Annotated in this window: 13 protein-coding genes; 3 read left to right on the forward strand and 10 right to left on the reverse strand. The window is 43.8% G+C overall.

The genetic code is table 11. The features are described from left to right. Nucleotides 1-70: 70 nt before the first annotated feature. On the forward strand, nucleotides 71-214 hold the full coding sequence (locus FEM33_RS26250) for a hypothetical protein (RefSeq protein ID WP_161597049.1): 144 nt from the start codon (nucleotides 71-73) through the stop codon (nucleotides 212-214). A gap of 151 nt (nucleotides 215-365) precedes the next feature. On the opposite strand, the gene FEM33_RS01775 is transcribed toward FEM33_RS26250, so the two are convergent. From FEM33_RS01775 to FEM33_RS01795, 5 genes are all read right to left on the reverse strand, one after another. Then, nucleotides 366-842 carry a hypothetical protein gene (locus tag FEM33_RS01775; RefSeq protein WP_139010408.1) on the reverse strand — a complete coding sequence of 159 codons (477 nt, stop codon included), beginning with the start codon at nucleotides 840-842 and terminating at the stop codon, nucleotides 366-368. A 144-nt stretch (nucleotides 843-986) separates the two neighbouring features. Then, nucleotides 987-1,940: a threonine ammonia-lyase gene (locus tag FEM33_RS01780; RefSeq protein WP_139010472.1), complete on the reverse strand. Its 954-nt coding sequence runs from the start codon at nucleotides 1,938-1,940 to the stop codon at nucleotides 987-989. Nucleotides 1,941-2,033: 93 nt separating this feature from the next. Next, nucleotides 2,034-2,921 carry an OmpA family protein gene (locus tag FEM33_RS01785; RefSeq protein ID WP_139010409.1) on the reverse strand — a complete coding sequence of 296 codons (888 nt, stop codon included), beginning with the start codon at nucleotides 2,919-2,921 and terminating at the stop codon, nucleotides 2,034-2,036. 185 nt (nucleotides 2,922-3,106) lie between these two features. Then, on the reverse strand, nucleotides 3,107-3,856 hold the full coding sequence (locus FEM33_RS01790; RefSeq protein ID WP_201747682.1) for a GLPGLI family protein: 750 nt from the start codon (nucleotides 3,854-3,856) through the stop codon (nucleotides 3,107-3,109). A 19-nt stretch (nucleotides 3,857-3,875) separates the two neighbouring features. Continuing rightward, nucleotides 3,876-6,677: a TonB-dependent receptor domain-containing protein gene (locus FEM33_RS01795; protein ID WP_310588799.1), complete on the reverse strand. Its 2,802-nt coding sequence runs from the start codon at nucleotides 6,675-6,677 to the stop codon at nucleotides 3,876-3,878. Between the two features lie 272 nt (nucleotides 6,678-6,949). Between FEM33_RS01795 and FEM33_RS01800 the strand changes: the two genes are divergently transcribed. Further along, nucleotides 6,950-7,459: a metallophosphoesterase family protein gene (locus tag FEM33_RS01800; protein WP_139010410.1), complete on the forward strand. Its 510-nt coding sequence runs from the start codon at nucleotides 6,950-6,952 to the stop codon at nucleotides 7,457-7,459. 6 nt (nucleotides 7,460-7,465) lie between these two features. Here the strand turns inward: FEM33_RS01800 and FEM33_RS01805 are convergent, their stop codons facing one another. The 4 genes from FEM33_RS01805 to FEM33_RS26255 form a co-directional block, all read right to left on the reverse strand. Then, nucleotides 7,466-8,692: a M20/M25/M40 family metallo-hydrolase gene (locus FEM33_RS01805; protein ID WP_139010411.1), complete on the reverse strand. Its 1,227-nt coding sequence runs from the start codon at nucleotides 8,690-8,692 to the stop codon at nucleotides 7,466-7,468. A gap of 42 nt (nucleotides 8,693-8,734) precedes the next feature. Continuing rightward, nucleotides 8,735-9,046: a MerR family transcriptional regulator gene (locus FEM33_RS01810; RefSeq protein ID WP_138279703.1), complete on the reverse strand. Its 312-nt coding sequence runs from the start codon at nucleotides 9,044-9,046 to the stop codon at nucleotides 8,735-8,737. 42 nt (nucleotides 9,047-9,088) lie between these two features. Then, nucleotides 9,089-9,517, reverse strand: coding sequence for an SRPBCC family protein (locus tag FEM33_RS01815; protein ID WP_139010412.1), 429 nt, complete (start codon nucleotides 9,515-9,517; stop codon nucleotides 9,089-9,091). Nucleotides 9,518-9,730: 213 nt separating this feature from the next. Further along, on the reverse strand, nucleotides 9,731-9,907 hold the full coding sequence (locus FEM33_RS26255; protein WP_161597050.1) for a hypothetical protein: 177 nt from the start codon (nucleotides 9,905-9,907) through the stop codon (nucleotides 9,731-9,733). A gap of 184 nt (nucleotides 9,908-10,091) precedes the next feature. On the opposite strand from FEM33_RS26255, the gene FEM33_RS26495 reads away from it, so the two are divergent. Beyond that, on the forward strand, nucleotides 10,092-10,262 hold the full coding sequence (locus tag FEM33_RS26495) for a hypothetical protein (protein WP_201747683.1): 171 nt from the start codon (nucleotides 10,092-10,094) through the stop codon (nucleotides 10,260-10,262). Nucleotides 10,263-10,283: 21 nt separating this feature from the next. On the opposite strand, the gene FEM33_RS01820 is transcribed toward FEM33_RS26495, so the two are convergent. Next, entirely contained in the window at nucleotides 10,284-10,751 is a 468-nt protein-coding gene (locus FEM33_RS01820) for a response regulator (protein WP_139010413.1), read from the reverse strand. Between the last annotated feature and the right edge of the window lie 162 nt (nucleotides 10,752-10,913).

Below are 10,913 nucleotides of genomic sequence, written 5' to 3' on the forward strand. Positions count from 1 at the left end.
TCTAAAAATAAGCACATACTTTGCTTGCTAATAAGGAAAAATTGCTATTTTGTAAAAAAAAACTTACAACATGATCATTCTAGCTAAACTAACCCTTTTTACCTTATGGATCGTGACTTTCGTGATTACTTGTCTGGTCATGGGTATTGTTTTTCCTTTCGTTACGCTTTTCGACAACCTTGAAAATGTTTTTGCGGGTTCTTCTGTTCAGTAGAATGCCAGCTTATCCATAAAAAAAGCGACTGAAAAATCAGTCGCTTTTTTTATGATTTTGAATGGCTGTTAGCTGTTAGCTAAAAGCTACTGGCTGTTTGTGAAATGCATTTAATAGCAAACCGCTGTTTCAGCTATATAGAGATATCTATTTATTTCTTTTTGAATTCGAGGTATTCTTCGGAAGATGCGCCGGTTTCGGAATCGGTCAGTTTAAGCGTAATATTGATTTGCGGAATGCCACTGGCATTGATGACTTTTGTACTGACGCCTTCTACTTTCTGCTTTAAAGGCTTTCCGTTGCTTTGCTCCACATCCACCACTTCGTTGATCGTAAAGGAATCGTAGCCAGTCGTTTGCACATTTACAAGATTGTAATTCTGAACAAGCGTCAGGGTTGTTCCCGCTGCTTTTACCTCAATATTCTTGGTGTAAATAATCCTCAGCTGATTCTTGGCCGGACTCGTAACTTCCCATTCCTGCCGCGTAGAAGCGGGCCCATCAATCGTGTTTGTCCAGTAATTACCTATGAATTCCGACGTATAATCACTTTCTGGTGTTACCTCTTCCTTGTTATCCTTGCATGAACCCAAAAAAACGACTAAACAGAGAAAAATCAGCTTTTTCATATTGAAGCATTAAGTAAATGGTAAAATATAATAATAAAATACAATTAATAATTATTTCCAATAACGGATATTACGGCCCGTATACCTACACATTTCTCTGAAAAATTGCAACAGTCGTTAATCTACTTGCCATTCTTACATATTTCAGAAAGGAAGTTTGCCAAGGTCCACGTTTCCGCCTGAAATAATGATCCCGATTTTTTTACCCGCAAACCGGTCTTTATTCCGGATTACCGCTGCCAGCGAAACGGCCCCGGATGGCTCTACAACCAGTTTCATCCGTTCCCATAAATACTGCATGGCGGTAATAATCTCTTCATCAGAAACGGTAAATATGTCTGTAACATGCTGTTTGATAACCGGAAAAGTTTTATCGCCCAAATAAGTCAGCAATCCGTCCGCGATGGTTTTGACATACGGCGCCTTTTCAATTTTATCGCTTCTGAATGACAGGACCGCATCGGCAGCGCCTTCGGGCTCGCCGGCATACACTTTTGTTTCCGGTGAAAAATAATGCGCAGCAAGCGCCGTTCCGCTTAAAAGTCCGCCGCCACCCACAGGCGCAATGATGACGTCCAGCGTGGCATCAACATCTTCAATCAGTTCCTTTGCAACCGTTGCCTGTCCGGCCATGACTTCGTAGTTATTGAACGGATGGATAAATGCTGCTCCGGTTTCATGAACAATTTCCTGAACAGTCCGCTCACGATCTTCGGGTGTATTTTTGCAAAAAGTAATTTCAGCGCCGTAACCTTCCACAGCACGGATTTTGACAGTCGGTGAGTTATCTGGCATGACAATGTACGCCTTCGCTCCTACTTTCTTTGCCGCATATGCAATGGCCTGCGCATGATTCCCGGATGAATGCGTCGCCACGCCGTTTGTGAGCTGTTCCGGCGGCAAGGAAAGCACGGCATGAAGTGCGCCGCGTGCCTTGAACGCACCGATTTTCTGCATGTTCTCACATTTGAAATAAAGTTCTGCACCGCACAGCTCATTCAGGAATCGGGAACTTAAAACCGGTGTGCGATGAACAAAAGGCGCGATCAGCTTGTGGGCTTCTTCAATGGTTGATTGATCTGGAACGGTTTCGGACATATTCTGGGGATTTTCTGCAAAATGCACAAAAGTATTAAAACACGAAAGCCCGCCTTGTCCGGACGGGCTTTCAAAAAATATCAGCAAAATTTTTTACTTGCCGGCATTAGGCGTGTAAAGATTGAAAAACTGATCCAGTTTCGGCGTAATGATGATTTCAGTACGACGGTTCAGGCTGCGGTTTGCCGGAGAATCGTTCGCCACTTTGGGTAGATATTCACCACGGCCGCCCGCGATCATACGAACCGGCTCAACGCCATATTTCTTTTGTAACGTACGTGCAACAGATGTAGCGCGCAATACGCTCAGATCCCAGTTGTCCGAGAATTTTTCAGTAGCAATCGGTACATTGTCCGTATGCCCTTCGATCAGGATTTCGATTTCCTTGTAGTCGTTCAGGATTTTTGCAACTTTTCCAAGAACGGTTTCAGCCTGCGTATTGATTACTGAACTTCCCGAACGGAAAAGCATTTTGTCAGAAAGCGAAACATACACAACACCTTTTTTAACTTCGATCTGGACATCTTCGTCACTGACATCCTGCAGGGAACGTTTCAGGTTCAGTACCAAAGCCATGTTCAGGGAATCCTTGCGCTGGATGCTCTGGTTAAGGTCGCGGATCTGAACGCCTTGTGCATCCATCATGGCCAGCGATTTCTTGATGCTTTCGGAACCTTCCTTGCTGATTACCGAAAGGTCAGACATACGGTCCAGAAGGTTATTGTTGTTTTTCTTAAGAAACTCAATCTGGTCTTCGAGTTCTTTCAATTTGGCATTTTTACTGGCAAGCTCGTCATTTTTGGCTTTCAGATCATTGTTCAAACCAGCAGTTCTGCTGTCGCAATCATTCAGGTCGGCTCTTGCTTTGTCCAGCTGAATCTGGATTTCATTAGCCTGTTTTTGTGCTGTAAGCAACTTCTTTTTACTTGCGCACGAACCGAGTACAAAAAGCATCGCAACAGCTAAAAGCGTTTTTTTCATAATGAAGGGGTTATTAAAAATTAGACTTTAAAAATGATAATGGTACAATTACACTGATATAATAAAATATCAAGCCCAAACCCGTTCGGATATGGACTTGTTTGAAGTCGCAAAGGTATAAAAAAAGCAAAGATCGCGGCTGACAATCCTTTTTTTTCCGTATAAAATTACAAACGCAGCTCTTGTCAATACGGCAGCCCGCCCCAGCCAAACGGATTGCGGTGCGCCTTGATGCTGTCCCGGATGTGCGTGATCATCATTTCCTCATATTTTGCTGTGTTGATCTTTTTTCCCTTCTGCTTTTTGGGCAGATTTACATCTTCAGTCAACGGTTTGAGCTTGATTTCTTTTGCCGTCGTAACAATGTCACCGTCATTGATATCCAGTTCCAGGATCACACCCGGCAGCCCTGAATAAAGCTCCGGGCCGGCGGAAACCGGAATATCGTCGGCAAACCAGGCCGTAATCTTCTGTTTTTTTATCGTATCTTCTGCAATGGCCATCATGCACATATGCCCGGCCACTTCCTTGATCTTGTTCATGACCTTCCAGTTGATTTCCTTAAGGGTATCTTCCACAATGTACGTTTTGCCAAGCATTTCAATTACATCCGTACGTTTGCCATTCTCGAAATCACGGTAAATCTTGTACTCACGGTTCCTTCCGGAGTAGCCGCCGCTTACATCTTCGGTTTTCGGGTAAGTATAGTAACTCTGCTTTTCATTGAAATACAGAACCATATCGTGCTTGGATTCATCGTCATTTCCCCATGTCAGCTTCATTCGGTCCTTTTCTTCCTGACTGATAAAACTTAATCTGGAATAAACCTGTGTCCAGTGATAAACCTGCTCATAGCTGATTTCTCCTTCCAGTTTCTGCGCAGATACCGGAACAAAGCAGCCAGCAGCCAGCAGCAGCATTACAAATAATTTCATAGCGATGGATTTGATGGTTTTAAAAATTACTGCGTCTGACCGAAGCGGCTATTCCCCGCATGTTATACGTAAAACTCAGCATAAAGTACCTTGACAAAGTGGCTACACGGCGTTCTGTGTAATAATTCTGATTTACGTTCTGCGTTATGCCCAGGTTTTTCTTGAACACGTCGTAGGCAGTCAGGCGTATTTCACCTTTTTTACTTTTCAGCACTACTTTGTATACGGAAAGATTCAGGATCGGCTGCTTCTGATTGAATCCGAACTGGTCATTTCTATAGGTCATGTAATTAAAGCGTGCGTTCAGGTAAATATCCTTTACCGTTTTCCAGTTCATGTCCGCGCCGTAATTGGAATTGAAAATCTTCTGGTTCTGGCTGGTATTAATGGAATATTTCGAATAGTTCAGGTTCCAGTTTGCATTCGTGTACAACGTGAATACATCGCTTGGCGTAAGGTCCAGACGTGCCCCGAAGTTAAAGTTGTTTGTCCGGGTTTCATTTTCAACATTATTGATATAAGTAATGTTGTTGCTCAGATTGATTCCGGTATTCAGGTTCAGATTGCTTTTTGTTTTCTTGATCGGAAACCCGAATCCTACATAGCCGCCAACGTTGCTCCCGCCTGTAATGTTCATGGGTTTGGTTGTGGTGATCAGGTTTTCAAGATTGATTGTCCGGTTGTAAACCACCTGATTGATGTGGTAACTGTAAAACATGTTCACGTACAAATTGGTAAAACTCGCCGGATTGAACATCTGGTACCCGCCGTAAATATTGTGCATGGAAGCAGGAATCAGGTCCGGGTTTCCTTCCACAATGTATAACGGGTTGCTGTTGTCAACGATCGGCTGCAGATCGGTGATCGAAGGTTCACGCACTTCCAGCCCGTAATTCAGGTACAGGTACCGGTTATTTTTCAGATCATAATTCAGGTTTACATTCGGAACCCAGCTGAAATAGGTGCGGTCCACTCTTGTAAAATCGGCCTCGGCTTCATCCAGGGCAAATTTCCCTTTCAGTTTGAACTGCAGACCTGCCAGTCCGAGCGACAGATTCAGGCCCTTGCTCGAATAACGGAATGAAGTTCCTAAACGGTTATAGGTAAAATCATTGGCATAATAACGGGTGAGAAACTGGTTAGTTTCCTGCAGATTTCCTTCAATGTCAAAAACATTGCGGTCCACTTTATCCTTGCGCATGTTGAAGTTGTAGAACGATTCCCAGAATATACTTTTGGAAAGGGGCTCAATATAAGAAAGGCTTCCTTTAAAATTTCCTCTTGTACTTGCTGTCTCGTTGCGCTGATTGATTTCGCTGTTGAGCGTGGAATCCTGCAGAAACCGGTTAACCGAACTCAGCCTTTTGTCTTCTTCCGAATTATTGATGTTGTAACCCGCGCTCACAGCAAAGTTCTTGCCTTTTTTCTTGAATTTATGACGGTACATAAACAGGTTTGCCATAGCCAGCGAATTGTATACACTGCTGTTGTTTACCGTGGACTGGTTGGACAAAACGCCTTCATTCCGGAACGACTGCTGAAAACTTTCATAACTTCCGTCACCTCTGTTGATCCTGGAATTACTGATCAGAATAATGGTATTCAGAGAATCAATTGCCTGTTCAAAACGGAAGCTTGGCCGGTGATTTCCTGTAAAACCAAGCGTTTTGTTGTTGTCGATCGTACTGTAAGAATCATTGGTCAGAAAGTTTTCCGTACTGGAACGCACATCCATGATGGAGTTCGTCTGATTATAAAAATAGCTTGTGCTTACCTTGGTTTTTTTGGTATCGTAGTTGTAATTGGCCCCGCCTGCCCAGTTTTTGGTAAAACCTTCCGAGCCGCCTCCGCCCCAGCTTGGCTGGATCGTAATGTCGTCCCCGCCATAGTAACGGCCGCTGTTGAACCCGAAATCACCGTCGTCGCCCCAGTTGAATGACTGGCTTCCTTTAAAATCCTGATAATCGTTCCGGGCGATGCCCGACTGGTTTGTATTATTGCCGAATCCCAGCAATGAGAACTGCTGCTTGTCGTCGAAACGGTTGTAACTCACTTTCCCTTCCAGCCTCGAATCGGTTCCGACGCCCGCAACGGCTTTTCCGAAACCCCCTTTTTTATGACTGTCTTTCAGTTCCAGGTTGACTGTTTTTTCCCTTTTTCCATCGTCCACACCCGTTACTTTGGATTGCTCCGACTTGCCGTTGAATACCTGAACTTTATTGATCGCTTCTGCCGGAAGGTTTTTGGTAGCCATTTTGGGGTCTTCGCCAAAGAACCTTTTTCCGTCAACGGTTACCCGTTTGACTTCCTCTCCATGCGCCTTGATGTTTCCGTCCGCATCCACCTGCATGCCGGGCAGCTTGCGGAGCAGATCTTCCACGGTGGAGCCCGGCGGCACTTTGAAAGCCCTTGCATCGAATTCAACCGTATCGCCCCGGATGCTCAGCGGAGCCCGGGCCGTTTTGATCACCACTTCATACAGTTCTTTCTGAAGTACTTTCATCTTTAGTTTTCCAAGATCTGTTACTTCACCGTCTGCGGGAACTACTTCGGTCTGAAACGGAACGTACCCGACGTACGAAATTTTCAGCAGATAAGGAATCCGTTTCAGGTTTTTCAGTTCGAAAGCACCTTCCTTGTTCGATCTTCCAAAATTCGTAAGCGACGAATCTGCGGGCAAAAGCAGCATGATGGTTGCCGCCGGCAAAGCTGCACCGGTGGTATCGGTAACGACACCTTTTAACGTAAAGCGTCCTCCGGTTTGCGCCTGCGCAAACATGACATGAAGGAACAAACTGAGCAGAAGCAGGATTTTTTTCAAAGAAGGCGGACGGTTAAGTGAATAGAATCTGGATTTACTAAACTACTTACACACAACAATACGGGAACTGTTGCACCTTATTGACTTTTTACAAGAAAAAAGTATAATTTAATATACATATATTTACTTTTCGGCTCCCAGGAAGTGTAACTTGAAAGTGCCCTCCAAAGTATATATAAGTTACTTTAATTTCGAAAAAAATAAATTTAATTTATTTTGCGGTAAACAAACCCGCTAAACCGGCCCGCGACAAACCTGTTATCAGCATATTAATGAAAACAATCGGACTCTTATCAGACACACACGGTTATCTGGATGAACGTATTTTTGAACATTTTTCCAACTGCGATGAGGTATGGCATGCAGGAGATATCGGCTCGGTCCGGATTATAGAACAGCTGGAAGCTTTTAAGCCGTCGCGTATTGTTTTTGGCAATATTGACAACAGCGACGTTCGTACAAGAACTGCGGAAAACCTTCATTTCGAGCTGGAAGGTTTCAGAATCTGGATGACGCACATCGGCGGAGCGCCGCCGCGCTATAATCCGCAGGTGATGCCTTCGTTAAAAGCCCTTACGCCGGATATTTTTGTTTGCGGGCATTCGCATATTCTTCGTGTAATCCGGGACAAGCCGCTGAACAATATGCTGTACATCAATCCGGGTGCTGCCGGAAGAGAAGGTTTTCACAAGATACGCACGCTGCTCCGTTTTAATCTGCATGAAGGAATTATCAGTCAGATGGAAGTAATCGAACTGGGCAAGCGCGGTGCCATTCAGTAAGCTGCTTCAGAATGTAACCTGCACTTTTTTGGTTTCAGTACCACGGCGGAGCTCTGCTTCCACCTGGTCACCTTTTTCATGGCTTCCAAGTACATCCATATAGTCGTAAATGCTGCCGATTTCCTTTCCTGCCAGCTTGATGATGATGTCGCCTGTCAGCATACCGGCTTTGTCGGCAGGGCGTGCTTTGGTTACGGCATCGATCCGCAGCCCTTTGCCCGAATAACTGTAATCGGGCATGATGCCGAGTGTGACTTTAAAATCCGTTGATGTATTTCCGGAATGCGGGTTTTCTGCTGTCTGAAATGGCGGTTCTGCCGATTCGTTGCCCAGCTTTTCAATCAGACCGGCGATCAGGCTTAAAATGGAAGCTTCACCCTGAAAATTGATCTTTGCAACGTCGTCGCTGATTTTGTGATAATCGCTGTGCCCGCCCGTAAAAAACTGGACAACCGGAATATTTTTCAGGTAAAACGAAGTATGGTCCGAAGCACCCACGCCGGAAGAATCCACGTTAAAGCGAAGATTTTGTTTTTTGGCAAGGTCCGGAATCAGTTTGCCCCAGGCGGGACTGGTGCCCCATCCGGAAATAATCAGTCCTTTGTCACTGCTCAACCTTCCGATCATATCCATATTGATCATGCAGGAAATCTGATCCAAGGAAACTGTCGGATTTTCAGTAAAGTATTTGGAACCGAGCAGGCCCAGCTCTTCTCCTGAAAAGGCAATAAAAAGGATATTATGTTTCTCACTGATTTTGTTCCCGGAAAAACGTGCTGCGAGTTCCAGTAAACCGGTTGTTCCCGAAGCGTTATCGTCGGCACCGTTGTGTATTTTATTTTTGCTGTCCGGCGTAAGTGAACTTCCCTGAAACCCTTTTCCAAGATGATCATAATGTGCACCGATGACAATGGTTTTCTTCGCGCCATTGTCCAGGTAACCGACCACATTTCTGGCAGTCAGCAAATGCGGATTTCCGTCAATTGCAAATGAAACCTGAAAAGGCTGGAAATAACTGCCGTCTGCACCTGCCGGTTTCAGACCTGCATTTTTGAAAATATCCGCAATGTAATTGGCCGCCCTGATTTCTCCCATGGTCGCCGTTCCGCGCCCTTCCAGATCGTCGGATGCAAGGTATTCGATATGCTTCCGGATTGCTGCCGGATCAAAGTCCTGCGCCTGCACTGAAACGGTTGCCGTCAGCAAACTGAGAAAAAGATAGGTGTATTTCATCAAGAACAAGGTTAGTAATCTGCTTTTCGGGAATTGACAATCTTACAGCCTTTCGCGGATATCGACCAGAAAATTGCGGACGCGCATCAGCCTTTGTATGAGCAGCTGTGCTTCCTCCTTTTTTCTGAGCTGCTCTCTGGCCCCTTTGATCGTCCGCCCCTGCTTATCCTTCTGATGCATGATCTTGCGGATAATCTCTATGTCTCTTTCGGTATAGCGCCTGCGGTTTCTGGCGTCTCTTTTCGGATTCAGCTGAGGAAACTTCTTTTCCCAGAACCGAAGTGCGGAGGGTTCGCAGCCCACCATTTCCGCGACTTCATTAGTGTCATAATATAGTTTGGTATTGGGTTCCATAAGGGTCAAAAGTGATTCATACAAATATAATCACCTCGGCACTTAAAGTCTGTTTTCTGAGAGATTTTTGATCTTTTGCAATGCTTTTTCCGCAAATTCCGCTGCTTTTTCAAAGTAATTCTCCCCATCGGGTAAAATGCTGAAATCCCCGACTTCAATGGTTAGCACACTTGCATTTTCATTTTCGCCAAGGCTGTATGTGTAGGCTATGTTGTAGCTGGATGGCGGCAATTCCCATTTCAGAACGTAAAGGCTCAGCCTGAGCAGTTCATAGGGCTCACAATCGGTGACGATTAATCTGGAGGCGCCGGTCCATTCAATGATACGGCCTTTTTCCAGGTAAAAATCTTCAAAATCCTGCGGCAGTTCATCCCATTGACGGATGTATTTTGGTGCGATCAGAACTTCCCAGACCTTTGAAACCGGTGCATTGATTTCAATGCTGTTTTTTACTGTCAATTGTGAGGCCATTATATGATGATGAGGTCAATTTAAAATCATTTACTGCTTGTAACTATCCGTGGTTAAAAACCATGCCTCTGATTTGTAAGACACCTGTTTTGATCCGGCTTTGCAGACAGGTAAAAAGCAAAAATGCCGGAAATCCGGCATCTCTAAACAGGAACACGTTCCTGTTGGTCAGGTTACATAGCAGGCTTCAAAACGACCACTGTAACGCAGGAATTATTCAGGAAGTGCTTGGGTCTGATGGTAAAAATAACCTTCGGTTTCATTTTTGCCGGAGTCCGAATCCGGGCTTTTCAGTCTTCTCAAACTTCTTTCGACTTGTCTGGTGTATGTAGAAAGTGCAACATAAATCACAACACCCGACACGATCCCGATTGCAAGTATCTTTTTCATATAATCATCACGTTAAATTTAGTATCCAGAATTCACATTGATCATTCAATGCCAATTCCGTTCCACAAAAAGAATACCAGCAGAAAGGCATTTACGGTGCAGAAAATGAACAAGCAAACCAGGCTGGTACGATTTTTAACCAGCTAGAATAAAAACATCAATCCACACTTAAAATTCAATAAAAATGGACGTCATCATCTTTTTAAAAGCCGTAGGAAATTTGTTGTTCGCAGCCATACTTTTAATGGCAGTTCTGATTACATCAACTTTCTCCATTCTGGTGTATATTGTCAAAGGCTTCAAACCGGCCCTGATCGGAAAAACGCAGCTGTTTTTCAGCAGAAATAAACGTTAGTCCAGTTCTTAACAGATCTGTTCACGACAAAAGGTTTTGTCTTAAAAGAAATTCCAGCTGCGCATTTGCATCGATCAGTTTTTCAATCAGTTCCTTGTTTTCTTCTCTCAGATGAAAGATTTCGTATGCATTTTTGATTATAATTCTTAATTGCTGCTCATCCCAGGGCTTGTTCAGATAGTAATAAATATGTCCTTTATTTACGGCATCAATTACCGCAGTTATATCAGTATAACCTGTCAAAAGGATTCGCATCGGATCTGAATAAGTTTTTAAAACTTCTATCAAAAAATCGACTCCTGTCATTCCGGGCATTCTTTGATCCGTAATAATCACATGCACTTCATTGTGCTTCAAAAGTTCAAGTCCTTCTCTTCCGGAGGTTGCAATCAGGATATTAAAATCTCGCCTGAAAGCGGCTTTAAATGAGTTGAGATTGTTAATCTCGTCATCCACATAAAGAACACTGATTTTCTGTTTACTTTCCATTCTGAAGATTTCTGGTATTCAAATTGCTGATGATCTAAAAAAGATTTAAAGCAATCATGTTATTTTTATAATATAAATTCGATAATGGTATTATTATTGTAATTACTATTTACATACTTGTAGTCTAAACACCGACAAACGAGTATGAATGAGATTAATTTT

This window comes from Dyadobacter flavalbus (assembly GCF_006149045.1).
GTDB lineage: Bacteria > Bacteroidota > Bacteroidia > Cytophagales > Spirosomataceae > Dyadobacter > Dyadobacter flavalbus.